This is a genomic window from Streptomyces sp. NPDC042371 (assembly GCF_056437465.1).
Genome location: NZ_JBWKAP010000009.1, coordinates 169,434 through 194,168, shown reverse-complemented (window position 1 = coordinate 194,168; position 24,735 = coordinate 169,434). Strand labels below are relative to the sequence as shown.

The 24,735-nt window shown below is 70.7% G+C and carries 21 protein-coding genes; 11 read left to right on the top strand and 10 right to left on the bottom strand.

What is annotated here, in order from left to right:
- Window positions 1-99 precede the first annotated feature (99 nt).
- Window positions 100-540 carry an SSI family serine proteinase inhibitor gene (locus AC068B_RS27595; RefSeq protein ID WP_356267664.1) on the top strand — a complete coding sequence of 147 codons (441 nt, stop codon included), beginning with the start codon at window positions 100-102 and terminating at the stop codon, window positions 538-540.
- Window positions 541-712: 172 nt separating this feature from the next.
- On the top strand, window positions 713-1,465 hold the full coding sequence (locus AC068B_RS27590; protein ID WP_478674321.1) for a cupin domain-containing protein: 753 nt from the start codon (window positions 713-715) through the stop codon (window positions 1,463-1,465).
- Here AC068B_RS27590 and AC068B_RS27585 read toward each other — a convergent pair.
- From AC068B_RS27585 to AC068B_RS27575, 3 genes are read right to left on the bottom strand one after another with little or no spacing between them, the layout of a single operon-like run.
- Window positions 1,450-1,872 carry a YunG family protein gene (locus AC068B_RS27585; RefSeq protein WP_478674320.1) on the bottom strand — a complete coding sequence of 141 codons (423 nt, stop codon included), beginning with the start codon at window positions 1,870-1,872 and terminating at the stop codon, window positions 1,450-1,452. The genes AC068B_RS27590 and AC068B_RS27585 overlap by 16 nt on opposite strands.
- Window positions 1,873-1,902: 30 nt before the next feature.
- Window positions 1,903-3,132: a CaiB/BaiF CoA transferase family protein gene (locus tag AC068B_RS27580; protein WP_478674319.1), complete on the bottom strand. Its 1,230-nt coding sequence runs from the start codon at window positions 3,130-3,132 to the stop codon at window positions 1,903-1,905.
- Entirely contained in the window at window positions 3,132-4,295 is a 1,164-nt protein-coding gene (locus AC068B_RS27575; protein ID WP_478674318.1) for an acyl-CoA dehydrogenase family protein, read from the bottom strand. The genes AC068B_RS27580 and AC068B_RS27575 overlap by 1 nt, the downstream gene beginning before the upstream one ends.
- Before the next feature lie 123 nt (window positions 4,296-4,418).
- Here AC068B_RS27575 and AC068B_RS27570 point away from each other — a divergent pair, with 123 nt between their 5' ends.
- The gene (locus tag AC068B_RS27570) at window positions 4,419-5,153 is read left to right on the top strand and encodes an IclR family transcriptional regulator (RefSeq protein ID WP_478674484.1); all 735 of its coding nucleotides are present in this window, start codon (window positions 4,419-4,421) and stop codon (window positions 5,151-5,153) included.
- Window positions 5,150-5,650: a GNAT family N-acetyltransferase gene (locus tag AC068B_RS27565; protein WP_478674317.1), complete on the top strand. Its 501-nt coding sequence runs from the start codon at window positions 5,150-5,152 to the stop codon at window positions 5,648-5,650. Before AC068B_RS27570 ends, AC068B_RS27565 begins: the two co-directional genes overlap by 4 nt.
- Before the next feature lie 19 nt (window positions 5,651-5,669).
- Here the strand turns inward: AC068B_RS27565 and AC068B_RS27560 are convergent, their stop codons facing one another.
- Window positions 5,670-6,545 carry a TauD/TfdA dioxygenase family protein gene (locus AC068B_RS27560; RefSeq protein ID WP_478674483.1) on the bottom strand — a complete coding sequence of 292 codons (876 nt, stop codon included), beginning with the start codon at window positions 6,543-6,545 and terminating at the stop codon, window positions 5,670-5,672.
- A gap of 249 nt (window positions 6,546-6,794) precedes the next feature.
- Entirely contained in the window at window positions 6,795-7,664 is an 870-nt protein-coding gene (locus AC068B_RS27555; RefSeq protein WP_478674316.1) for an SAM-dependent methyltransferase, read from the bottom strand.
- A 310-nt stretch (window positions 7,665-7,974) separates the two neighbouring features.
- On the opposite strand from AC068B_RS27555, the gene lpdA reads away from it, so the two are divergent.
- Entirely contained in the window at window positions 7,975-9,378 is a 1,404-nt protein-coding gene (gene lpdA, locus AC068B_RS27550; protein WP_468567066.1) for a dihydrolipoyl dehydrogenase, read from the top strand.
- Window positions 9,379-9,509: 131 nt separating this feature from the next.
- Window positions 9,510-11,699, top strand: a complete 2,190-nt coding sequence (locus AC068B_RS27545) for an MMPL family transporter (RefSeq protein WP_478674315.1) — start codon at window positions 9,510-9,512, stop codon at window positions 11,697-11,699.
- A gap of 33 nt (window positions 11,700-11,732) precedes the next feature.
- Here AC068B_RS27545 and AC068B_RS27540 read toward each other — a convergent pair whose 3' ends face one another.
- A complete protein-coding gene (locus AC068B_RS27540) occupies window positions 11,733-13,124 on the bottom strand; it encodes an MFS transporter (RefSeq protein ID WP_478674314.1) in 1,392 nt (463 codons plus the stop codon).
- The gene (locus tag AC068B_RS27535) at window positions 13,121-14,365 is read right to left on the bottom strand and encodes an LLM class flavin-dependent oxidoreductase (protein WP_478674313.1); all 1,245 of its coding nucleotides are present in this window, start codon (window positions 14,363-14,365) and stop codon (window positions 13,121-13,123) included. Before AC068B_RS27535 ends, AC068B_RS27540 begins: the two co-directional genes overlap by 4 nt.
- A 423-nt stretch (window positions 14,366-14,788) precedes the next feature.
- Here AC068B_RS27535 and AC068B_RS27530 point away from each other — a divergent pair, with 423 nt between their 5' ends.
- Window positions 14,789-16,321, top strand: a complete 1,533-nt coding sequence (locus AC068B_RS27530) for a DHA2 family efflux MFS transporter permease subunit (protein ID WP_478674312.1) — start codon at window positions 14,789-14,791, stop codon at window positions 16,319-16,321.
- A 23-nt stretch (window positions 16,322-16,344) separates the two neighbouring features.
- On the opposite strand, the gene AC068B_RS27525 is transcribed toward AC068B_RS27530, so the two are convergent.
- On the bottom strand, window positions 16,345-18,414 hold the full coding sequence (locus tag AC068B_RS27525) for a pectinesterase family protein (protein ID WP_478674311.1): 2,070 nt from the start codon (window positions 18,412-18,414) through the stop codon (window positions 16,345-16,347).
- A gap of 200 nt (window positions 18,415-18,614) precedes the next feature.
- On the opposite strand from AC068B_RS27525, the gene AC068B_RS27520 reads away from it, so the two are divergent.
- Together AC068B_RS27520 and AC068B_RS27515 are read left to right on the top strand one after the other, a co-directional pair.
- On the top strand, window positions 18,615-19,031 hold the full coding sequence (locus AC068B_RS27520) for a YciI family protein (RefSeq protein ID WP_478674310.1): 417 nt from the start codon (window positions 18,615-18,617) through the stop codon (window positions 19,029-19,031).
- A gap of 16 nt (window positions 19,032-19,047) precedes the next feature.
- Complete coding sequence (locus tag AC068B_RS27515) at window positions 19,048-20,280, top strand: RNA polymerase sigma factor (RefSeq protein WP_478674309.1); 1,233 nt, start codon at window positions 19,048-19,050, stop codon at window positions 20,278-20,280.
- On the opposite strand, the gene AC068B_RS27510 is transcribed toward AC068B_RS27515, so the two are convergent.
- The gene (locus tag AC068B_RS27510) at window positions 20,250-21,176 is read right to left on the bottom strand and encodes a LysR family transcriptional regulator (RefSeq protein WP_478674308.1); all 927 of its coding nucleotides are present in this window, start codon (window positions 21,174-21,176) and stop codon (window positions 20,250-20,252) included. The two genes, AC068B_RS27515 and AC068B_RS27510, sit on opposite strands and share 31 nt — an antisense overlap.
- A gap of 228 nt (window positions 21,177-21,404) precedes the next feature.
- On the opposite strand from AC068B_RS27510, the gene AC068B_RS27505 reads away from it, so the two are divergent.
- Together AC068B_RS27505 and AC068B_RS27500 are read left to right on the top strand one after the other, a co-directional pair.
- Entirely contained in the window at window positions 21,405-22,160 is a 756-nt protein-coding gene (locus AC068B_RS27505; protein WP_478674307.1) for a sulfite exporter TauE/SafE family protein, read from the top strand.
- 264 nt (window positions 22,161-22,424) lie between these two features.
- Window positions 22,425-22,709: a hypothetical protein gene (locus tag AC068B_RS27500; protein ID WP_356267694.1), complete on the top strand. Its 285-nt coding sequence runs from the start codon at window positions 22,425-22,427 to the stop codon at window positions 22,707-22,709.
- Between the two features lie 29 nt (window positions 22,710-22,738).
- Here AC068B_RS27500 and asnB read toward each other — a convergent pair whose 3' ends face one another.
- A complete protein-coding gene (gene asnB / locus AC068B_RS27495; RefSeq protein ID WP_478674306.1) occupies window positions 22,739-24,580 on the bottom strand; it encodes an asparagine synthase (glutamine-hydrolyzing) in 1,842 nt (613 codons plus the stop codon).
- Window positions 24,581-24,735 lie beyond the last annotated feature (155 nt).

Genomic DNA, 24,735 nt, shown 5'->3' with positions numbered 1-24,735 from the left:
GCACATCCGGAAATCGACCATCCGCATGGCGCTCACTCTCCGCACCGGCAAGACTCCTCACCGCAGTCACCAACCGCATCGATCGAAGGAGAGTTCACCATGCGTCGCACCCTCAAGGCCGTGGGAGCAGCCGCGGCAGCGGCCACCTGCGTCCTCGCCGCGACGGCAGGCACCGCGCAGGCCGAGGCGCCGCAGGCGAAGAGCCTCTACGCCCCGTCCGCCCTCGTACTGGCGATCGGCCAGGGCGAGAACGCCGAATCTGCCGCGGTGGAGCGCGCCGTGACGCTCACCTGCGCGCCCCGTCCCGCGGGCAGCCACCCGTCGGCGGCCGCCGCATGTGCTGAACTCGCCAAGGTCGGCGGAGAGTTCACCCAGCTGGTCGGCACCACGTCCGACGCCATCTGTACCAAGGAGTGGCGTCCGGTCACGGTCACCGTGGGCGGCGTGTGGAACGGCAAGCACGTCAACTGGACGACCACCTTCGCCAACCAGTGCACGATGAAGGCGGGTCTCGGGGAAGGTGCCGCACTGACCTTCTGACGGGATCACAGACCCTGACCACACTCAGGGGAGTCCCGGTGACCTTTCGTGGGGGAAGGCAGTCGGGACGCGGGGCGGCCCCCGGTGTCGGGCGACACCGGGGGCCGTAGTGTCTTCACCCGACCCCGACCCCGTTCCCGTCCACAGCAGCAGCCGACGTCGCGAGGAGTCCATGGTGAACCGACCCCACCGAGCGCAAGCGATGCCCGTCCCGTACGAGGGACTGCCCGGCGGCATCGGGGTGTCGCGGCTGAGCGTGTACAACTGGCCCGCCACCGACGGCCGTCGCGGCGGAACTCCCCATCTGCACCTGACCTGTTCGGAGGGGTATGCGGTGACCGGCGGGAGCGGCGCCGTGCAGACCCTGACCGCGGACGGCTTCCGCGAGACGCCCCTCTCCCCCGGCGCCCTGGTCTGGTTCACCCCGGGGACCATCCACCGCCTGGTCAACGACGGCGGACTGACCATCAACGTCCTCATGCAGAACTGCGGGCTGCCCGAAGCCGGGGACGCCGTCCTGACGCTGCCGCCGCCGCTGCTCGCCGACCCCGGGACCTACCGCACGGCCGTCGCCCTGCCCGCCGAAGGGAGCGAGGCCGAGCTGGCCGCCGCGGCCCGGTGCCGCCGCGACCTGGCCGTCGAGGGCTTCACCGCGCTCCGCGAGGCGACCGAGGCGGGGGACCCGGAGCCGCTGGCCGCCTTCCACCGGGCCGCGGTCGCCCTGGCGCGACCGCTGGCCTCGGCATGGCGGGAGCGCTGGCGGGCGGGCGCGGCCGCCGCGGCGGAGGCGACCGGCGACCAGCTCGACCGGCTTGAGCGCGGCGACGCAGGCTATCTGGCGGGGGCCGCGGTGCGGGCCGAACAGCCCTCGGTCCGCGGCAGGTTCGGGATGTGCGGGCGGCTCGACGTCTACGACGTGGCGTGAGCGGGCGCCGCCGGTGATCCTCCGCCCCGTTCGGCGAGTCTGTGCAGCACCCGGGTGCGCAGCAGTTCGTACTCCTCGCGGCAGCGGCGGATCTCCGGCGGCCGGGTGACGGCGACGCCGTCCGTGACGGTCTCGTCCGGCAGGAACTGGCCCCGGGTGAGGTCGAGCTCGAAGCCCGAGTCCAGGCGGTTCCACCAGTGGTATCCCGTCCGCGCCCCGCCGACGTGGACCTCGGCGCATATCAGCTCGCCGCCCAGCAGGTCGTTCAGGATGAGCGCGGTGACGCCGCACTGGTCCCGCTCGGGGTTGTCCGGCAGCCACGTCTCACCGGAGTCGGGATCGGCCGTGTCCGCGCCCCAACTGTCGCGCAGCGCCGTCTCGATGTCGGTGAGTCGCAGTGGTGTCATGCCTGCCACCCTCGCACCCGACACTGACAATCACGCGTCGTCCCTGGTCACGGCCGACCGCACCACCCCTCGCCCGACCACCCCTTCGATCGCCTCCTCGTCGAATCCCCGCGCAGCGAGCACCTCCCGCGTGTCCGCCCCCGCGCTCCGCACCTCGGCCCGCACCGAAGCGGGCGTACGGGACAGGGACACGGGCGAGGCGATCCCCCGGTAGTCGCCGTCCTCGACGACCAGGCCGCGGTGGCGCACCTGGGGTGCGGTGAGCGCCTCGGCGACGTCGTGCACGGGTGAGGCCGGGATGCCCCGTGCCGTGAGGAGCGCGGTGAGCTCGGCCCTGGGGCGGGCCGCGATGGCCTTCTCCAGTGCGGCGCGCAGCTCCTGCTGGTGGCGTACGCGGTCGGGGTTGGTGCGGAAGCGGGGGTCGTCGGCCAGCGCGGGCACCTCCAGGACCTCCGTGAGCGCGGCGAACTGCCGGTCGTTGCCGACCGCGACGAAGAGCGGCCCGTCGGCGGCGGTGAAGGCGTCGTAGGGGGCGATGCTGGGATGCGCGGAGCCGGTGCGGCGCGGCACGGAGCCGTCGGCGAGCCACGACGCCGAGTGCGGGTGGAGCAGGCTGACCACGGTGTCCAGGAGGGTGCAGTCGACGAGCTGGCCGAGGCCCGAGCGGTGGCGTTCGTGCAGGGCCAGCAGGATGCCGGAGAACGCGAGGATGCCGGTGACCTGGTCGACGACCGGCACACCGACGCGCAACGGCGGACCGTCCGCCTCGCCGTTGACGCTCATCAGACCGCCGTAGGCCTGCAGCACCGCGTCGTAGCCGGGCTGTCCGCCGAGCGGTCCGTCGGTCCCGAAGCCGGTGACGCGGCAGTGGACGAGGGCCGGGAACCGGCGCCGCAGCTCCTCGTCCGGGTAGCCCCACTTGGCGAGGGTGCCCGCCTTGAAGTTCTCCACCAGCACGTCGGCGTCGAGCAGCAGTGTGTCGAGGATGTCGCGGCCCTCGGGCACGGACAGGTCGACGACGATGTTCTTCTTGCCGCGGTTGAGGTTCTGGTAGTACGCGGAGGTGTCAGGCGCCACGAACGGCGGGCCCCAGCCGCGGGTCTCGTCACCGGCGGGGGGTTCGACCTTGATGACGTCGGCGCCGTGGTCGGCGAGCAGCTGCGCGCAGTAGGGCCCGGCGAGGACACGGGACAGGTCGAGCACCTTGACTCCGGTGAGGGCGCCGCCGTGCGGGCCCGCGCCGGTGGGCGGCTGCGTCATCAGTAGGACCTCGGCAGACCCAGCACGTGGCTGGACACGTAGTTGAGGATCATCTCTTGGCTGATCGGGGCCAGGCGCAGCAGCCGTGACTCCCGGAAGTACCGCTCCACGTGGAACTCCTTCGCGTATCCCATGCCGCCGAGGGTCTGCACGGCCCGGTCCGCGGCCAGGTAACCGGCGTCGGCGCACAGCCACTTGGCCATGTTGGCCTCCTTGCCGCAGGGCAGCCCCTGGTCGTAGCGCCAGGCGGCGTTGCGGGCCATCAGTTCGGCGGCGTCGAGGCGGGTGGCGGCTTCGGCGAGCGGGAAGGCGATGCCCTGGTTCTGCCCGATGGGGCGGTCGAAGACGACACGCGTGCGTGCGTAGTCGACGGCGGCGCGCAGGGCGGCCCTGCCGATGCCGACGGCTTCGTGGGCGAGCAGGATGCGTTCCGGGTTGAGGCCGTCGAGCAGGTGGCGGAACCCCTGGCCCTCCTCCCCCACTCGGCAGCTCGCGGGCGCGCGGAGCTCGTCGATGACGACTTCGTACGAGGCGACGGCGTTGCGCCCCATCTTCGGGATGGCCCGCAGCCGTACGGCGTCGGAGTCGATGTCGACGAGGAACAGCGTCATGCCCTCGGTGGGCCGCTCCGGGTCGCGCGGCGCGGTGCGGGCGATGAGGACCATCTTCTGGGAGTGGCCCGCCTTGGTGATCCACACCTTGCGGCCGCTGATGACGTAGTCGTCGCCGTCGCGGCGGGCGACGGTGGTGATGCGGGTGGTGTCGGTGCCCGCGTCGGGTTCGGTGACGCCGAAGCAGACGTGCAGCGAGCCTTCGGCGGCGCGCGGCAGGATCTCCCCGCGCAGTTGTGGACTGCCGTGCTTGACCAGGGTGTTGAGGCCGAAGATGGTCAGGTGCAGGGTGCTGCATCCGTTCATGCCCGCTCCGGAGGCGGCGATCTCCTGGAGCAACAGGGAGGCCTCCAGGATGCCGAGCCCACCGCCCCCATACTCCTGGGGGATCGCCATGCCCAGCCAGCCGCCCTCGGCGAACGCGTCGTAGAAGTCCTGGGGAAACGCCGCTCGTTCGTCGTGGTCGGCCCAGTACGTGTCGGGGAAGCGGGCGGCGAGTTCGGCGACGGCGCGGCGGATGTCCTCCTGTTCCTCGGTCAGCGCGAAGTCCATGGATTCCTGCCCCAGTTCGGTCGAGTTCGTATATACGATTGCCGAGTCGGATATGCGTGAGGCTAAGAGCCGTATGATCGGCCGGTCAAGAGCCACTCGGCGGAGGGGAGCCGGACCGTGAGCATGGGGCCCGCGCCCAAGGAGCACCGCACCGTCAGCCGGGTGACGGGCATCCTGGAGTGCGTGTCGCGGCGGGGCGGCGCCCGGATGCAGGAGCTCGCGGACGTCCTCGACGCCCCCAAGTCTTCGGTGTTCGGCCTGGTGAAGGGCCTCGTCTCGACCGGCTATCTGGTCGAGGAGCAGGGCGTCTACCGCCTGGGTCCCGCACTCGGCAGTCTCCTGGCGCGGCCCTCGCGGGATGTCGCGGCCGCCGCGCTGCCCACCCTGGAGGCGCTGCGGGACCGCTTCGACGAGACGGCGATGCTCGGCACCGCGGTGGGCGACTCGCTCGTGTACGCGACCGCCGCCGAGTCGCACCGGCTGATCCGCTACTCGGCGCCGCTGCGCACCCGCCGCCCGCTGTATCCGCCGAGCGCGGGCAAAGTACTGCTCGCCCATCGCCCCCTGACCTGGCGCGACACGTATCTGCGGATGCTCATCGACGATCCGGCCGCGCGGCAGGCGGCACACGACGAGCTGGCCGAGGTCCGTGCGACGGGTGTGGCGTTCAACCGCGGCGAGACGCTCCCCGACGTGACCGCGGCGGCCCGGCCGGTCCTGATCGGCGGGCAGGTCCGCGCGGTGATCGCCGTGGCGGGCCCGACGTCGCGGACCGCGGAACGCCTCCCGGACATCGCGGACGCCCTCGTGGACGCGGTGCGCTCGGTCGCCGACCGGCTCGGCACAATGCACTCATGATCCCCACCGAGATCCGCACGCCCCGCCTCGACCTCGTACCGCTGCGCGTCGAGCACGCCGACGAGATGGCCGCCGTGCTCGGCGACCCGGCGCTGCACGCCTTCATCGGCGGCGCTCCCGACGACGTCGGGGCGCTGCGGGCCCGCTACCGGCGCATGCTCGCGGGCTCGCCCGACCCCGGTGTCTCCTGGTGCAACTGGGTGCTTCGGCTGCGTACGGAGGACGGTCCGAGCCTCGTCGGGACGGTGCAGGCGACCGTCGTTCCGGAGGGGCACGCGGAGATCGCCTGGGTGGTCGGGACACCTTGGCAGGGACGCGGCTTCGCGTCGGAGGCGGCCCGTGGCCTGGTGGAGTGGCTGGCGGGGCAGCACGTGCGTACCGTCGTCGCGCACGTCCATCCCGACCACCGGGCGTCCGCGGCCGTGGCGAGATCGGCGGGTCTCGCCGCCACCGAGGTGATCCAGGACGGCGAGATCCGCTGGGAGGTCAGGCTCTGAGCACCGGCCCCCGTCCGCGTCAGTACGGCAGGTCGCCCGCGATGGCGACGCGCTCCGCGACCCGCCGGTACGGGGCGTAGTCGTCGACGGCGTAGTGCTGGGTGGCGCGGTTGTCCCAGAAGGCGATGTCGCCCGCCTGCCAGTGGAACCGCACCTGGTACTCCGGCACATGGGCCTGCCGCACCAGGTAGCCGAGCAGCCGGTCGCTCTCCTCGCGCTCCATGCCGACGATGTGCGTGGTGAAGGACGTGTTCACGAAGAGCATCCGCCGCCCGGTCTCCGGGTGCGTGCGCACCACGGGGTGGGTGACGGGCGGGAAGCGGTCCTGGAGCGGGGCGAGCTTGTCCGGGCCGTAGAAGCGGGCGAAGCCGGGGATGAAGTCGTGCACGGCACGGGCACCGTCGATGCGCGCCTTCACGGTGTCGGGAAGATTGTCGTACGCCGCCGCCATGTCCGCCCACATCGTGTCACCGCCGAACGGCGGCACCTCGTGGAGTTGCAGCACCGCTCCCAGCGCGGGGCGTTCGCGGAAGGTGACGTCCGCGTGCCAGACGTTCTCGTACGTGGGGGTGGCGCTGCCGCCCTTGTCGAAGCGGACGACGTCGTCGGCGGAGCCGCGGGCGAGCAGCGGATTGGTCTCCAGCTCGCCCCAGTTGAGGGCGAAGGCGCGCTGCTGCTCGGAGGTGATGCGGGCGCCGCGGAAGAACAGCACCTTCCACTCGAGGAGGGCGCGGTTCAGCTCCTCGCGCAGGGCGGGCGTCAGCGGGCGGGTGAGGTCGACGCCGCGGATCTCGGCGCCGATGACGCGGCCCTGGGGCACGACGTCGAAGAGCTCGTACGGACGCTCCTGCCAGTCGTCGGGCAGGCGGCGCAGGGTGCGGCGGCCCTCGTACATGCCGTCGGCGGGGACGCGCGCCTCGCGCAGGGCTGCGGTGACGGGAGATTGGGGTGCGACAGTCATCGGATCTGATCCTTCGGATGCGTGAGCGGGCAGGGGCCGTGCGGAGCCGGACTCCGGACAGCTAGCGGCCCGATCGCTCGCACCCGCGCCGCCACGGGACGTTGAACGTCCGTGCGGCGGCGGTCAGGTGCTGGATCATGGTCGTCATTGTGGGACGTCGATCCCGCCAGGTCAAACGTTCCGTCACGGCTTGCGCAGCACTCCGCCGTACTCGTAGATCCCCTTGTTGGCGTCGGTCACGCCGAGGTAGGGCACGAGGTCCGGGTCGACCGGCGCGAGGGGCGGCTGGTCGGGGTCCGGGCGCCAGTCGACGAGGTTGACCACGCCGGGCTCCACCGGTTCGAGGCCTTCGAGCAGGACGTCGACCTCGGCAGGCGTGCGGGTCTGCCACGGCACGCCGCCACCTGCGATGTGCTCGGTCATCGCCGCGCCCCGGACCGGGTCCTCGCAGATGACCTGCGAGAATCCGACGAAGCTGCCGGGCGCCGCGCGGTCGACGATGGTGCGCAGGATGCGGTGCGGGTCGTCGGCGTCCACGAGGTGGTGTCCCACCGACAGGAAGAGCGAGGCGACCGGCTCGTCGAAGTCGATGAGACGCGCCACGTCCGGGTGGTTCAGGATCCCGTCCTGGTCGCGCATGTCCCCCATGATCACCGTCGTGGAGGAGTCGTCGGCGAGCAGCGCGCGGCCGTGCGCGAGGACGATCGGGTCCACGTCCACGTAGACGACGCGGGCGTCGGGGGCGAAGCGCTGGGCGACCTGGTGGACGTTGTTGTCGGTGGGGAGCCCGCAGCCCATGTCGATGAACTGGCGGATGCCCATCTCGCGCGTCAGATAGCGCACCGCGCGGAAGAGGAACTGGCGGTTCTGTCGGCAGATGTCGACGACCTCGGGGAACGAGGGCACGGTGGAGAGGATGAACTTCCGGTCGATCTCGTAGTTGTCCTTGCCGCCCAGCATCCAGCCGTAGCCGCGCGCCGAGGTGGGGACGTCGTAAGGAATGGAAGGATTGGACGGCCCGGACACCGTCTCGGACTGGTTGTCACTCGCCACAGCGCGCTCTCCACCTCTCCCGCGGGATTCACAGAACGTGTTCCTTGTCGCGACACTATCCGGTGATCCACGTTCGGGTGAACGGACTGCACAATCTTCAACACACTTGTGGATGCCGGTGGTTGGCGGTGACTCAGGCCCCCTTCCCTTCCGCCTCCCCGCCCCGTTCCCGCTCCTTTCCCGCCACCGCCCCTCGGCCAGGGCTGTGGTGTCCCTCACCCGCCGACCGTCCGGACCTGCGCATGGCGGATGATCGGGGAAGAGAGCCATCCGCACCACCGGATCCGTACCACCCAGAGAGGACCTCCCCATGGAAGACCGCTTCGACGTCGTCGTGCTCGGAGCAGGACCCGGCGGCTACGTCGCCGCCATCCGCGCCGCCCAGCTGGGCAAGCGGGTAGCGGTCGTCGAGGAGAAGTACTGGGGAGGTGTCTGCCTCAACGTCGGCTGTATCCCGACGAAGGCCCTGCTGCGCAACGCCGAGCTGGCCCACCTCTTCACGCACGAGCAGAAGACGTACGGCATCAAGGTCGACGGCCAGGTCTCCTTCGACTACGGCGAGGCGTTCAGCCGCAGCCGCACGGTCGCGGACGGCCGCGTCAAGGGCGTCCACTTCCTGATGAAGAAGAACGGCATCACCGAGTTCGACGGCCGGGGCACGTTCCTGGACGCGAACACGCTGCAGGTCGCCAAGTCCGACGGCACGACCGCCACGATCGGCTTCGACAACTGCATCATCGCCACCGGCGCCACGCCCCGGCTGCTGCCCGGCACGAGCCGCAGCGAGCGCGTGGTGACGTACGAGGAGCAGATCCTCGCCGACTCGGTGCCGCAGTCCATCGTGATCGCGGGCGCCGGTGCCATCGGCATCGAGTTCGCGTACGTCCTGCACAACTACGGCGTGAAGGTCACGATCGTCGAGTTCCTCGACCGCGTCGCGCCGCTGGAGGACGCGGACGTCTCCAAGGAGCTGGCCAAGCAGTACCGCAAGCTCGGCATCGACGTGATGACCTCGACCCGCGTGGAGTCGATCGACGAGTCGGGCGAGCAGGTCAAGGTCACCGTCACGGGCAAGGACGGCAAGCAGCAGGTCCTGGAGACGGACAAGGTGCTGCAGGCGATCGGTTTCGCGCCGAACGTCTCCGGCTTCGGTCTGGAGGCGACGGGCGTGGCGCTCACCGAGCGCGGCGCGATCGACGTCGACGGGCGCTGCCGTACGAACGTCCCGAACATCTACGCCATCGGCGACGTCACCGCGAAGCTGATGCTGGCGCACACCGCCGAGTCCATGGGCGTCGTGGCCGCGGAGACCCTCGCGGACGCCGAGACGATGGAACTCGACTACCCGATGATCCCGCGCGCCACGTACTCGCAGCCGCAGATCGCCAGCTTCGGCTGGACGGAGGCGCAGGCCAAGGAGAAGGGCTTCGACGTCAAGGTCGCGAAGTTCCCGTTCCAGGCCAACGGCAAGGCGCACGGCCTGGGCGACACCGTCGGCTTCGTCAAGATCATCAGTGATGCGCGGTACGGCGAGATCATCGGCGCCCACCTGATCGGCCCCGACGTCACCGAGCTGCTGCCCGAGCTCACCCTGGCCCAGCAGTGGGACCTCACCGTCCACGAGGTGGCGCGCAACGTCCACGCCCACCCGACCCTCGGCGAGGCCGTCAAGGAAGCGGTGCACGGCCTGGCCGGGCACATGATCAACTTCTGACGGGACGCGGGCGCCCCGCCGCGACGCGAGTGACCGAAAGTGAGTTGCTCGAGTGGCGGGGCCGCCCGCTCCGGCCGATCCTTGGCGGGACACGACTCTTATGCCTCGGGGGCGAGGAGAGGCAGTAGCCGATGTTCTCTGGCCTGGGCCGATTCGTGGTGCGCCGCCCCTGGTGGATCATCCTGGCGTGGGTGGTGGCGGCCGGCGCCGTGATCTCGCTGGCGCCGAAACTCACCTCCAGCAGCGACGAGGCGAGTTTCCTGCCGGACCACTACGAGTCCATTCGCGCCGCCGACGTGCAGGAGAAGGACTTCCCCAAGCAGCAGAACGTCGGCGCGATCATTGTCTTCCAGCGCTCAGACGGCGGGAAGCTGACGGCCGCCGACTCCGCCGACGTGAGCCGCGTCTCCAAGGATCTGCAGAACCGGAAGATCCCCGAGGTGCAGGCCGTCGTGCCGGGCGAGGTCTCGCCCAACAAGCTGGTGCAGACCTCGGTCGTCGCCATGCCGAAGATCACCAACCCCGAGGACACCGCGCAGCAGGACGCCGTGAAGGAGCTGCGGAGCGACCTCAAGCCGGAGCTGAAGGGCACGGACCTCTCGGCGGGCATCACCGGATCCGCCGCCCAGGCCCTCGACGAGAGCGACGCCTCCAAGAAGGCGGGGCTGCTCGTCGGCGTCGGCACGATCGTGATCATCGTGGTGCTGCTGCTCGTGATCTTCCGCAGCCCGATCATCGCGCTGCTGCCGGTCGTCCTCATCGGTCTGATCTCGCCGATGGCGACCGGTCTGATCGCCTCCGCCAACAAGGCCTTCGACATGAAGGCCGACTCCTCCATCCAGGAGCTCCTGACCGTCGTCCTGTTCGGCGTCGGCACGGACTACATCCTGTTCCTGCTCTTCCGCTACCGGGAGGCGCTGCGCGCGGGCGAGGATCCCAAGAGCGGCATGGTGCACGCCGTCGAGCGGGTCGGTGAGGCCATCACGTCGGCGGCCGGGGCGGTCATCGTGGCCTTCGCCGCGCTGACGCTGTCCTCGCTCGGCATGCTGCGGTCGATGGGCCCCGCCTTGGCCATCGCGGTGTTCGTGACGCTCCTCGCCGGACTCACCCTCGTCCCCGCGGTGGTGTCGCTGCTCGGCACAAAGGTGTTCTGGCCTTCGAAGTCCTGGCAGCAGGAGCCGCAGGGCACGGGATTCGCCAAGCTCGGCGCGTCCATCGCCCGCAAGCCCGCCGTCTGGGCGCTGGTCTCCGCGCTGTTCATGGGTGCCCTCGCGCTCGGCGCGCTCGGCTACAAGGCCAACTTCGACCTGGCCGGATCCTCGCTCCCCAAGGACAAGGAGTCGATGGTCGCCCTGGACGACCTCCAGAAGGGCTTCCCCGCGGGCAGCACCGACCCGACCTCCGTGTACCTCAGCTCCACGACCGACAGGCCGGTGACGGAGCCGCAGGCAGCCGCCTTCCGCAAGCAGCTCTCCGGCGTCCGCGGCGTGGGCGAGGTCGCGGCTCCGCGGCTGAGTCCGGACCGTACGACGGCCTCGTACTCCGTGATCCTCTCGGACCCGCCCGCCTCCGACAGCGCCCTGGAGACGGTCAAGGGGCAGCTGCGCCCGGCCGCCCACGAGGACGCGCCGTCCGGCACGGAGGCGCTCGTCGGCGGCACCACGGCCGTGTACGTCGACATCAACAAGGCGGTCGACCGGGACTACTCGGTGGTCTTCCCGGTGGCGGCGCTGGCCATCATGGTGATCCTCGGGCTGCTGCTGCGCAGCCTGGTGGCGCCCTGGTACCTGATGCTGTCCGTCGCGCTCGGCTTCGGCGCGACGCTCGGCGCGACCTCGCTGATCTTCCAGCAGATCGGCAGTCAGCCCGGGCTGATGTTCATGCTCCCCGTGATCATGTATTTGTTCGTGGTCGCGCTGGGCACGGACTACAACATCCTCATGGTGTCGCGGCTGCGGGAGGAGGCCCGCGAGGGCCGCTCCCCGCACGACGCCGCGGGCACGGCGGTGCGCCACTCGGGACCCACGATCGGCTCGGCGGGCGTGATCCTCGCGGGTACGTTCGCGACGCTGATGCTCGCGGGCAACTCGACGCTCTCCCAGATGGGTTTCTCGCTCTCCTTCGGCATCCTCATCGCCGCGTTCGTCATGGCGATGATCTTCACTCCGGCGCTGACCGCGCTCATCGGGCACGCGGCCTGGTGGCCGGGGCACGGCGACGAGAAGCGGAACGGGCGCGGCGGGCCGCCGCCGTTGACGGACGCGGACGGGCGCGCGGGCGAGGGCGAGCAGACGGCCGGGGGCGCGACGCGCTCCCGGTAGGCCCTCGCCGCCGGGCCGCCGAGGCGCGCGGTGTCACGCGGTTTCCGTCGCCGACTCCGCCGCCTCGTCCGCCTCGTCCGCCTCGTCCGCCTCGTCCGCCTCGGGTGCCTCGGGTGCCTCGGGTGCCCGGGACGCGTCCGGTGCCTCTGCTCGTACGATCCCCGTCAACGTCCCGCTGAGCGCCACGCACACCACGCCCACACCGACGGCCAGGCACACCCGGGCCACCCCGAACCCGGCAGCGGCCGCGGTGACGGCGGCGGCGCCGAGGGGGCCGAGCGAGTAGTGCGTGGTCCAGAACGCCGCGGTGACCCGCCCCAGGAGATGCCCCGGCGTCACTTCCTGCCGCAGCGACATGGAGCAGATCCCGGCGACGCCGGTGGCCAGCAGCATGGTCGCCGAGAGTGCGCCGATCACCGGCACGCTCTCCGTCAGTCCGAGGCAGGCGACGGCGATGCCGCCCAGAGTGACGGCGCCGATCCAACTGGGCCCGAATCCGATGCCCTTGCGCAGCCGGGCGACCAGGAAGGAGGCGATGAACGTGCCGACGGTGCCCGCGCTCAGCACATAGCCCACCGTGCCGTCGCCGTGGCCGAGGTCCTCCTTGATCCGGAAGATGATGACGTCGGTCATGCCGTGCGTGAGGAAGATGAACAGGGACAGCAGCACCGTCAGCGGGCGCAGGACGGGGTGCGCCCAGAGGAAGCGGAAGCCCGCCAGGAACTCGCCGCGCACACCGGCGCGTTCGGCTCCCTTCTCATCGGCTCCCTTCTCGCCGATTTCCTTCTCGCCGATTTCCTTCTCGCCGATTTCCTTCTCGTCGGTCGGCCGCGGGGTCGGCCGCAGGGTGACGAGGAGGAGCCCGGCGGCCGACATGGCGAACGTCGCGGCGTCGATCCCGATGGCGGCCACGGGGCCGAACGCCGCCGCGACGAGACCCGCGAGGGTGGGCCCGCCGACCGTCGCCACCGCATACGTGCCGTAGAGGTGCGCGTTGGCCTTGATGATCTGGTCGGGTTCCACGATGGCGGGCACCACCGTCACGTACGTCACCTGGAAGAGCATCGCGAAACCGCCCGTGAGCGGAACGACCGTGTAGATCAGCCACATCGGGGTCGCGAAGAGCCAGACCAGCGGGATCAGCGCGTACAGCAGGCAGCGCGCCACGTCGGAGAGCATCAGGAGCCTGCGCCGGTCGAACCGGTCGGCGATCACACCGGCGAAGAGTCCTGTGACGATCGACGCGACGCCGGTCAGGCCGGTGACCAGGCCCATCTGGACGACCGACCCGGTGCTGTGCAGCACGAGCAGCGGGATCGCCACGAACGAGAACGAGTCGCCGAGGGCGGAGAGCGTCTGGATGACGAGGAACACCCGGTAGTTGCGGTTGCCCCACAGTGAGGCGGTCGGCGCCCGGTCGGTCACCGCCGACCGCCCGCGCGCTCCGCGGCCAGCGCTTCGGCGACCGCCTTGCGGCCCGCCTCGCGGAACACCCGCTCGTTGGCGTCGACTTGGTGCACCCAGGCGCGGTGCACCCGCACCGTGCGGGCCTCGCCCGCGAGCCCCTCGCGCACCCCCTCCTCCAGGGCCTCGGCAAGACCAGGGTCCAGGACGTCCTTGCCGAGGGGGTTGAGGAAGGCGTACGTTCCCGGCTCGCGCTCCAGGTCGAGGGTGACCCGGGCCCAGCCGCCGCAGCTGGTCTGGCTCCCTGCGGTGGCGGTCCGCCGGACCGGGAGCTCGCGCCGCGCCAACTCCGTTGCCTGGGACGCGAGTTCGTACTGCGTGCGCCAGTCGTCCTCGGGGAAGCTGAGGACGAGCCTGTCGACACCGGCGCGCGCGAACTCGACGATCTTCTCGGCGGCCCGCTCCGGCGTGCCGTCGACCGGCATCGCGGCCGCCCGCTCAGCGTCGATGCCGTAGCGGCGCAGCACCGTCGCGTCCGGCTGCTCCCGTCGCGCGCGCGTCCCTGGCGCGGCGAGGGTGGACGGGACGGCGACACTCACCGAGGGCCTGACGACGCGGCCGGTCTCGGCGCCCAGCGCGGACAGCCGGGGCAGCATGCGGGCGATGTACGCGGGCGAGGCGAGGTTCGGGAACCAGGCGCCGTAACGGACCGCGCGGCGCAGGTCGGCGTCCGACTCTCCGCCGATGAGGAAGGGCGGCCGGTCGACGCGCGGCCGCAGGGTCAGCTCGGCGCCGCCGACCTCGGTCGGATGCGCCACGAGCAGGCTCCGCAACTGGTCCAGTGCGCGATCGGTCAGCTCGTCTCGCCCCTCGTACGGCACTCCCGACGCCGCCCAGACAGGCGAGTCGACCACTCCCCCGCGCCACTGAGCCCAGGCGCCCCCTCCGGCATCGGCACCAACCAACAGGCGCCCCTGGGAGAGGAATTGGAGGCTCACGAGCTGGTGGGCGAGGTGGGCGATCCGGTGGACGGGGGCCGTCAGGACTCCGTAGCCGACCCTGACGCGGGTGGTGGCCGCGGCGACCGCGGCGAGGGTGACCGTCGGGTCGAGCATTGGGACGCGCCCCGTCAGATGACCGCTCGCCCACACCGATTCAAAGCCGAGCCCCTCCGCCTTTCGGGCCGCCGCGACGAACTCTCCGGCCTGCCCCTGCCCCTCCGCCCGCAGCATCGGCAGGAACACCCCGATATCGACAGCCACGGTCTCCCCCATTCGCAGTCCTGAGGGTGAACGTTAGTACAAGTTGCCATTTCGAGAAAAGTGTGAGCACAGCGCCCGCATCCACCGAGCCTCTGATTGCCCACAGTCCGAGCGAAAATGCAAGTGAAATCCATAAAGCCTGCAAAAGTCGGCAGCCTAGGAATGGAAGCAAAATGTCAAGTCCGTCGACGCACTGGCTTCAATTTGTTCCGCACGGCCTCCACCAGGGGTTTTATGGTGTTAGGGTTTCCACTCGTCCCGAGCCGGGCCGCATTTTCACCGGCGCACCGCTCGGATTGCGCTGCGGTGCACCGCCTCTTCCCGGCGGCCGCCGTCGCCCCTCACACCGGAATGGAAGAAGGCCTTCCACATCTGATTCCTGTTCCGGCGGAATGTGTCCACGCCTCGTTCTGGAGCTCTTTCATGTCTGCTGACAGCACGGCTGTCACCACCCACGCATCCGCGGACACCGCCGCCGCGCCACCCGGCGGCGGCCGCCATCTCGGCCTGGCGCTGTTCGTCATCGCCGCGGCCCAGCTCATGGTGGTGCTCGACGGCACCATCACCAACATCGCCCTGCCCAGCATCCAGACCGCGCTGGACGTGTCCGACGCGAATCTGGCCTGGATCGTCAACTCCTACGCGCTGGCCTTCGGCGGGCTGCTGCTGCTCGGCGGCCGGGCCGGGGACCTCTTCGGACGACGACGGATGTTCCAGCTGGGCATCGCCCTGTTCACCCTGGCCTCCCTGCTCGGCGGGCTCGCCCCGAACGAGGGCCTGCTCATCGGCGCGCGCATCCTGCAAGGCGTCGGTGCGGCCGTCGCGGCGCCCAGCGCGCTCTCCCTGATCGCCACGACGTTCCCCGAGGGCAAGCAGCGCAACAAGGCGATGGGGGTCTATGCCGCGATGGCCGGGATCGGCGCCACCGTCGGCCTGCTGCTCGGCGGCGTCCTCACCGACGCCCTGGACTGGCGGTGGGTGTTCTTCGTGAACATCCCGATCGGCCTGGCCGTCCTCGCCGGTACGAAGACGCTCGTCGAGGCGGAGCGCCACCGCGGGCGGCTCGACCTCCCCGGCACCATCACCGGCACCGGCGGACTGATCGCCCTGGTCTACGGCATCACCCGCGGCGGCGAGCACGGCTGGACCGACAGCCTGACCCTGTCCTGCTTCGCCGTCGCCGCCGTCCTGCTCAGCGCCTTCCTGGTCATCCAGAGCCGCACCGCCCACCCGATGATGCCGCTGCGGCTCTTCAAGGACCGCAACCGCTCGGGATCCTTCGCCACGATGCTGTTCATCGGCGCCGGGATGATCGCCACCTTCTACTTCCTCACCCTCTACATGCAGCTGATCCTCGGCTACAGCGCGGTCAAGACGGGCTTCGCCAACCTGCCGTTCAGCCTCGGCATGGGAGTCGCCGCCGCGCTCAGCGCCAAGCTGGTGACGCGGCTGGCCCCGCGCGCCATCGCCGGGCCCGGTCTGCTGGTGGCGGCCGTGGGCATGTTCTGGTTCGCCACGCTCACCCCGGACTCGTCCTACACCGGGCACCTGATGCCCGCGATGTTCGTCACCGCGCTCGGCCTGGGCATGGGGTTCGTCCCGATGACCCTGGGCGCCGTCAGCGGTGTCGACCACCAGGACACGGGCATCGCCTCCGCGCTCCTGAACACCGCCCAGCAGATCGGCGGCGCCCTGGGCCTCGCCGTCCTCGCGACGGTCTCCACGTCGGCGGCGAACGACCGGCTGCCCGACGCGGCCTCCTCGTTCTACCGGGGCGTGGCCACCAAGGACCATGGCCTGGTGGCCAAGGCGGCCGACGCCCTGACCCACGGCTACACGCTGGCCTTCGTCGGTGCGGGTGCCATGTTCCTGGCCGGTCTCGCCGTCACCGTGCTGGCCATCAACGCCAAGAAGCAGGAGACGGCCGAGGGCCCTGCCCCGGTCCACATCGGCTGAACCCCCGCCCGTAGGTACCTAGTTCAGCCCTGGGGCCTCCAGTCCCCGAGCCAGTCGGCGCGCTCCTGGCTCGCGGCCTGGGCGTCCGTCAGGTGCGGGCGGTCACCATGGGGACCGCCCGCACCCGGCCCGCTGTTCCGGTACTCGGCGAAGCGGTCGTCCTTCCAGGAGAAGCCGCCCATGTCCGTCCAGGGAGCAGGCCTGACCGCGGCACCGAGGGTGGTGTCGCGGACGGTCGTCTGCGGGTCCAGGCCCGCGTCGCCGCCCGCGTGCCAGGGGCGGCCGAGGAAGAAGCTCCGCGCGGACACGTCGCCGTTCACCGTGGAGCGGGTGATGAGGAATCCTTTGCGTCCGGCGGCCGTGCTGGGGGCGGTGACATAACCGGCCGACGTACCGTTCCAGCGCTTCTTCAGGGTGAGGTCGGACTTGTCGATCACCGCGGTGGCCCGGCCGAAGACGAAGTCGGTGTTGCCGACGACATAGGAGTCGGTCATGAGGACGCGGCCCGCCTTGTCCTTGCCCGCCGTGTCGAGGAGCAGGGTGTCCTGGTCGCCGCTGACAATGAGTGAGTCGAGGCGGACGCGGTCGGCCGCGGTGCGCAGCGCCACCGCCTGCTGGCCGTTCACGTCCTGGTTGCGCGCCTCGTCGAAGTCGTTGGAGACGGTGAGGTTGCGGGCCTCGAAGTCGTCGGCCTCGGCGGCGAAGGTGGCGCTGCCGCTCGTGCCGTACGTCCCCGAGCCGTCCGGTTTCGGCATCCCGGCGGCATTGCCGAAGACGATGACGGTGTCCTTGCGGCTGGTGCCGGTGCCCTCGACGGTGACGTGCGGCTTGTTCGCCGGGATCTTGACCGTCTCGCGGTAGGTGCCGGGCGCGACGCGGATCACGACGCGCGAGGTGTTGCCCGCGGGGACGGCGTCGACGGCCTGCTGCACGCTCGTGAAGCGGCTACTGCCGTCCCTGGCGACGGTAAGGGTGCGTTCGGCGCGGGCGCCGGACGTCGTGCCGAGCGAACTACGCGGCCCCGCACCGGACTTGAGGAGTGCGGGGACGTCGGTCGCCTTGTCGAGGGTGTACTTGTAGTACGCCTTCGGGTCGAAGGCCGTGCCGCCGCTCTCGTTGCGGCCGCTGGTTCCGGAGAACACGTTGCCGCGCTGGACGACGGCGGCGGTGCCGTCCTTGATGACCGGGTTGTTGATGCCCTTGAAGTAGCTGTTCTCCAGGACCATCTTCGTCCTGCCGCGCGAGTAGTTGCCGTAGGACGAGGTGATGTCGGTGCCCGCGTCGTCCTGCAGGTAGTTGTTGTAGAGGTGGGCGTGCGCGACGTTGTCGGTGGACGGGTTGCGCTGCTCGGTCTCGCGGAACCAGTTGTGGTGGATCGTGAGGTCGGCGGTGGCGTTCTCGGTCCAGCCGATACCGAAGGTCTTGTTGTTGTCGGACAGCCTGTTCCAGGACACGGTCACATTCGTGGTGTCCTTGCGGCTGTCGATCAGGCCGTCGGCCATGTGCCGCAGATCGTTGTGGTCGATCCACACGTGGTGCGCGCCGTCCATCTGGATGGCGTCCCAGTCGTGCTCCTTGTCGTTCCAGATGCCCTCGTACGAATCCCGGATCGTGAGGTTCCGGATGATCACGTTGTGGACGCCGCCGCCGAGGAAGAAGCCGCCGCCGACGATCTGCCCCGCCGTGCCCGCCCCCACGATCGTCTTGTCCGACGCGACCTTGATCTCTCTGCCCTTGGGCTCCATCGTGATCGCCGCGGCCACGACGATGACGTACGGCTCCGGGGCGGTCGCGTACTTCTCCAGGTCGGCGAGGGTCCGCACGGTGACGGTCCGCCCGCCGCGTCCGCCGTAGGTTCCCTGCTGCCCCTGAGCGTGGACCGACGCGAAGCCGTCGGCGGTGTCGTCGGCCCAGGCCGGTGCGGCGGCGGAGGGCGCCTGCGCGGCCGCCGCACGGGACTCCGCGTCCTCGCCGGACGCCCCGAACGCCGTGCCGTAGGCCATGACCCCCGCGGCGGCGACGACCAGCGGGACACCGATCACCAGGACCGTCTTCCTTCTGCGGTGCCGCGCCTTGCCGTGGAGCTCACTCATGCGTCGCTTCCCATCTGTACGGACGTAGGGGGGATGCCCGTGTCCGGTGGCACGGGCCGCTCAGCAGTCGCCGCCGAGGACAGGGAAGGTTGCCCTCGATAAAATTTCTTCTTGCGAGGTGTCGAGAACGCGTCGTCCGCGCCGACGTCCCCTGTGAGAGTCGCCCGCAAGGGGCGACCGCGCAGCCGAGGAGCGAAATCATGAAGTATCTGGTGATGGTCCAGGGCTCGCAGGCCGACTACGAGGCGATGTCGGGCAAGCCGTCCGCGGACAGTCCGGCCTGGAGCGAGAAGGAGCTGCAGGCGATGTTCGCCTACATGGGCGAGATCAACAACGACCTCGCCGAGTCCGGTGAGCTCATCGAGGCGCAAGGACTCACCGAGCCCTCGCAGGCCCGTTTCGTCAGCCAGGACAAGGACGGCCGCCCCGTGATCACGGACGGTCCCTACGGCGAGACGAAGGAGGTGCTCGCCGGGTACTGGCTGCTCGAGTGCGAGAACCTGGAGCGGGTCACCGAGATCGCCCTGCGCGTCAGCGCGTGCCCCAGTCCGGAAGGGTTCGTCGAACCGCCCGTCGTGATCCGTCCCGTCCAGGACGCCGCCGGAGGCGACTGTTGAGACGCACCGGCGCCCGGTGAGACGTACGACCGAGGTCGAGAACCTGCTGCGCCTCCACGCGCCGCAGGTACTCGGCGCGCTCGTACGCCGGTACGGACACTTCGGCGCCGCCGAGGACGCCGTGCAGGAGGCGCTCATCGCGGCGGCTCGGCAATGGCCCGACGAGGGGATTCCGGAGAATCCGCGCGGCTGGCTGATCAAGGTCGCCTCGCGCCGCCTCATGGACCAGCTGCGCGCCGACGATGCGCGGCGGCGGCGCGAGGAGGACGCGGCCCGGCTTGCTCCCCGCGACGCGTTCACCGCTCCCCCGCCGGGCGAGAGCCGCGCCCCCGCGGACGACGACACGCTCACGCTGCTGTTCCTGTGCTGCCGCCCCGAGCTGACCGCGGCCGCGCAGATCGCGCTGACGCTGCGCGCCGTCGGCGGACTGACCACGGCCGAGATCGCCCGCGCACATCTGGTGCCCGAAGCGACCATGGCCCAGCGGATCAGCCGCGCGAAGGCGAAGATCAAGGGGGCACCCTTCCTGCAGCCGGGCCCCGGCGACCGCGACGCGCGGCTCGCCGTCGTCCTCCAAGTGCTCTACCTGATCTTCAACGAGGGCTACACGGCCACCTCCGGTGACGCCCTGCACCGCGCGGACCTCGCTCGCGAGGCGATCCGCCTCACCCGTTCGGTACGTCGGCTGCTGCCCCAGGAGGGACCGGTGACGGGGCTGTTGGCACTGATGCTGCTCACCGAGGCCCGCAGCGCCGCGCGAACCGGGCCGCACGGCGAGCTGATCCCCCTGGACGAGCAGGACCGCACCCTCTGGGACCGGCAGGCGATCGCCGAGGGCACGGAGCTCGTCGAGGAGGCGTTGTCCCAAGGCCCGCCGGGCGCCTATCAGTTGCAGGCAGCCATCGCGGCCCTGCACGACGAGGCGGACGAGGCGGACGCCACCGACTGGCCGCAGATCCTCGCCCTGTACGACGTTCTCGTACGCCTCGTTCCCGAGCCCATGGCCGGGCTGGGGCGGGTCGTCGCCTACGCGATGGTGCACGGGCCGCGATCCGGGCTCCGCGAACTGACGGCACTGGAGGACGGGTTGAAGGGGCACTACCGGCTCGAAGCCGTCCGCGCCCATCTCCTGGAGCGGGCGGGCGACACCGACCTCGCCCTCGCCGCCTACCAGTTGGCGGCCAAGGGGACGTTCAGCCGCCCCGAGGCCCACTACCTTCAGACACGCGCCGCGCGACTCGCTCCCTGATCGGGCCCCAGCAGCCCGCAGTGTCCGGCGACGGTGTCGGCGAAGGCGCGGGCCAGCGGGCTCAGCGCGTCCCAGCGGCGCACCGCCCACCCCACCGACAGCGGCGGCAGCTCCGGCACCGGCACGAGCCGCAGCCCCCCGGGCCCGCACGCGCGCCAGCCGGGCAGCAGCGGCACGACGGCCCGGCCGAGCCCGAGCTCCGCGAGGAGGGCAGCGGTGTCCCAGTCGGCGGCGCTGGTGACCGTCGGCAGCACCACGTCCAGCTCACCGAGACACGCGTCGAGGCGGCCGCGCGAGGTGGACCCCTCCGGCGGCGTGATCAGCTGCGCCGCGGCCAGCTCGGCGGGCTCGACGCGCGGCCGCCCTGCGAGCGGGTCGTCGGCACGGACGGCGAGGACCCAGGGCAGCTCGACGACAGGCCGTTGTTCGATGCCCCGCACGGGCTCCCCCAGCGTGATCCAGGCGAGGTCCAGGTCGTCGGCCGCGAGGGCGTCGAAGCAGCTGCGGCTGGAGCTCATGGTCTGAAACTCCAGGCTGACGTGCGGATAGCGGTCCCGGAAGTCGACGACGGCCTCGGCCATGAAGTGCCGTACGGAGGTGGCCCCGGTGGTGATCCGCACCGTGCCGCCCTCCCCGCGGACCTGCTCCCTCAGCCGCCGTACGGCGAGATCGATGCCGCCGATCCCGTCCGAGGCCGCGGCCTGCAGGATCCGCCCGGCGGAGGTGGGCACGACACCCCGCGCATGCCGCTCCAGGAGACTCACGCCCAGCTCCCGCTCCAGGCGTTTGACGTGCTGGCTCACGGCGGACTGCGTACAGGAAAGATCACGGGCAACGGCGCTGAGGCTGCCCGCACGGCACACGGCGATGAAGGTGCGGAGGTCGTCGAGGGTCACAGCGGATGAAGTTATCCCTTGGGGGGATGCAAGGAAACCCGAGGATTGACTTGGGTTTTCACGGTGCACCAAGATCGTTCATGGCCCGGGCGGCGACCCGGCGACGGGCGTCGACCCGGGGGCACGGAACACGTCCCCGGGCCGCGCGGGCCGTGCACCCGCCGGACGTGCGGCGGGAGTTCGAAAGGAGTTCGACGGGAACTCGGCGGGGATCGGGAAAGGTGACGCGTGGAAGCGCTCGAAATGGTGGCCGTCGGAGCCGCCGGTGTCGCGGCCGGCGGGCTCAACGCGGTGGTCGGGTCCGGCACCCTCATCACCTTCCCCACGCTGCTGGCCTTCGGCCTGCCGCCGGTGCTCGCGAACGTGTCGAACAACCTTGGCCTCGTGCCGGGCACCCTGAGCGCCGCATACGGCTACCGCCGGGAGATGAAGGGGCAGTTCAGGCGTCTGGTGCGGTTCGGCACCGCCTCGCTCATCGGCGGTCTGATCGGGGCGCTGCTCCTCCTGAAGCTCCCCGCCGACGCCTTCCGCGCGGTGGTCCCCGCTCTCATCCTGACCGCCTGCCTCCTGGTGCTGCTCCAGCCCTGGCTGGTCCGCAAGCTGAAGAACCGCGAGGGCGGCGGAAAGGTGGACGGCGGCATCCCGATGTGGTGCGGGGTCCTCGCCACCGGGGTCTACGGCGGCTACTTCGGAGCGGCCCAGGGGGTCCTGCTCATGGCCCTGTTCGGCACGTTCCTCCTGGACGACCTGCAGCGCCTGAACGCCGCGAAGAACGTGCTGGCCTCGATCGTGAACGGAGTCGCCGCCGTCGTCTTCATCGTGGTCGCGGACATCGACTGGACCGCGGCCGGACTGATCGCCGCCGGTTCGACGGTGGGCGGCCTGGTGGGCGCGCGCTTCGGCCGCAAGCTGCCTCCCCTCGTGATGCGCACCTTCATCGTCGTCGTGGGAACCACGGCTTCGATCATCATGCTCATCCAGTGAGGACCGGGGTGCCGGGCAGCGCAGGTGCCGGGCAGCGCAGGTGCCGGGTAACGCAGCTCACACCGGCAGGCCCCCCGCCTCGGAACTTCACCCTATGGTTTATCGTTGAACATGATGTGGCCCCGACCGCGATTCCCCCGTCCGGTCGGGGTCACTTCCCGTTCACACCGGCTTCATGCCTGCGCCTTCCCCGGTTTTCACGCCTTCGAGGGCGAATATGCCAACCGCGCCGCGTCACACACGCCCGAGCGGCATCATGCGTCCATGGACGGTGCCAAGCCTGTGCAGGTCTTGTTCACGCCCGACGAGTACGCCGCGCTCCTGCGGCATGCGGACCGGCTCGGATTGCCGGTGGCCGAGTTCATCCACCGCACAGTGACCGTCCGGGCCGAGGAGTCGCCCGGCCCGTGCCAGACCTCCGACACCCGGCGCGGGGCGGCCGTGCCCCCGGTCAAGCGGGACCTCGGCCCGGACGGGGCACCCGCGCTCCGACGGTTCCTCGACACCCTCGCCGCCACGGCGGACCCCGAAGAACAACAGGGACGGTGACCGGGACGCGGCACACAGCTCAGCTCAGGTCAGGTCAGGTCGATCTCAGGGCTGTAGAGGTCCAGCCAGAGCGCAAGGTCGAGCGTCCGCTCCAGATCGCGCCGCGAGGCCTGCGTGATCTGCGGCGCCTCCCGCCCCGCGGCCTTCACCGCACGTTCCCGGTCCACCAGGTCGAAGACCGGATGCCCGGGCCGTGCGAGCAGATCCTTGACGTGACCCTGGAGGGCGACCGCGTACTTGGGGTCCTGAGTGGAGGGATACGGGCTCTTCACCCGGTCGTAGACCGACCGCGGCAGCACATCGGCGGTCGCCTCGCGCAGCAGACTCTTCTCCCTGCCGTCGAAGGACTTCAGCGCCCAGGGCGTGTTGTACACGTACTCCACGAGCCGGTGGTCGCAGAACGGCACGCGCACCTCGAGGCCGACCGCCATGCTCGCGCGGTCCTTGCGGTCGAGCAGGATGCGCACGAACCGGGTCAGGTGCAGATGACAGATCTTCCGCATCCGGAATTCGAAGTCGCTCTCCCCGTCCAGGCGCCGGATGCCGGAGACGGCCGTCGCGTAGCTCTCCTTGATGTAGGCGGGCAGGTCGAGCGCGGCGGTCACGTCGGAGCGCAGGATGCGGGCATCGTCCCCGAAGTGGTCGGCGAAACGCACCAGCCAGGGGAAGGTGTCGGCCGCGCGCGCCGTCTCGTCGAAAAACTGCAGATAGCCGCCGAAGACCTCGTCCGCGGACTCTCCGGACAGCGCCACCGTGGAGTGCTCGCGGATGGCACGGAAAAGGAGGTAGAGGGAGGCGTCCATGTCGCCGAAGCCCATCGGTATGTCACGCGCGCGGATCATCTTGGCGCGTACGTCCGGGTCGGCGAGGGCGTGGGAGTCCAGGACGATGTCGCGGTGGTCGGTGCCCGCCGACTGCGCGACGTCGTGGACGTAGGGGGTGTCGGGTGTGCCGCGCAGCTCGTCGGCGACGAAGTTGTCGGCCTGGCCGACGAAGTCGACGGCGAAACTGCGTACCGTCTCCCCCACCTCGGCCAGCTGTCGGGCCGCGAGTGCCGTCATCGCCGAGGAGTCGAGGCCGCCCGAGAGCAGCGTGCAGCGCGGCACGTCCGAGACGAGCTGGCGGCGCACGATGTCGTCGAGGAGTTCGCGGACCTTCGCGATGGACGCGTCGCGGCTGTCGGTGTGCGGACGGGTCTCCAGCGACCAGTACACGTGTCGGCGCAGACCGGAGCGGTCCACCGTCACGACCGTGCCGGGCTCGACCTCGCTCATGCCGTCCCACACGGCGTGACCGGGCGTCTTGACGACGGCGAACACTTCCCTGAGGCCGTCGAGCGTGACCCGGCGCCGGGCGAGCGGGTTGGCGAGGATCGCCTTGGGCTCGGAGCCGAACAGGACGCCGTCGGACGTCTCGTAGTAGTAGAAGGGCTTGATGCCCATGCGGTCGCGGACCATGACGAGCTTGTCGTGGCGGGCGTCCCAGATCGCAAAGGCGTACATGCCGTTCAGCCGCTCGGCGAGGGCCTCGCCCCATTCGAGGTAGCCGCGCAGCACGACCTCGGTGTCGGACGCGGTGGTGAACCGGTGGCCGCGGCCCGCCAGTTCGCGGCGGAGCTCGGTGAAGTTGTACGTCTCGCCGGAGTAGACCAGGGCGACGGTGCCCGTCGGCGTCTCGACGGTCATGGGCTGGCGACCGCCGGGCAGGTCGATGATCGCGAGCCGACGGTGCCCGAGCCCGGCGGGCCCCGCGGTCCACCTGCCGCGGTCGTCGGGACCGCGGCAGGACATCGTCTCCGTCATGGCGTCCAGGGTGGTGGACTCGGCCGTCAGATCACGGTCGAAGGAGACCCAGCCGGTGATGCCGCACATGCGTTTTCCTTCCGCTCGCCGAACTAGGTGTAACTAGCACCTATGTATGCAGCGTGCTCCCGTGCCCGCGTACGGTCAACGCCCCCGCCGCCCGCCTGCTCCGCCGACCCCGGCGGTTTCGGCCGCGCTTTGCCAGTCCCAGGTACGTGACTCGT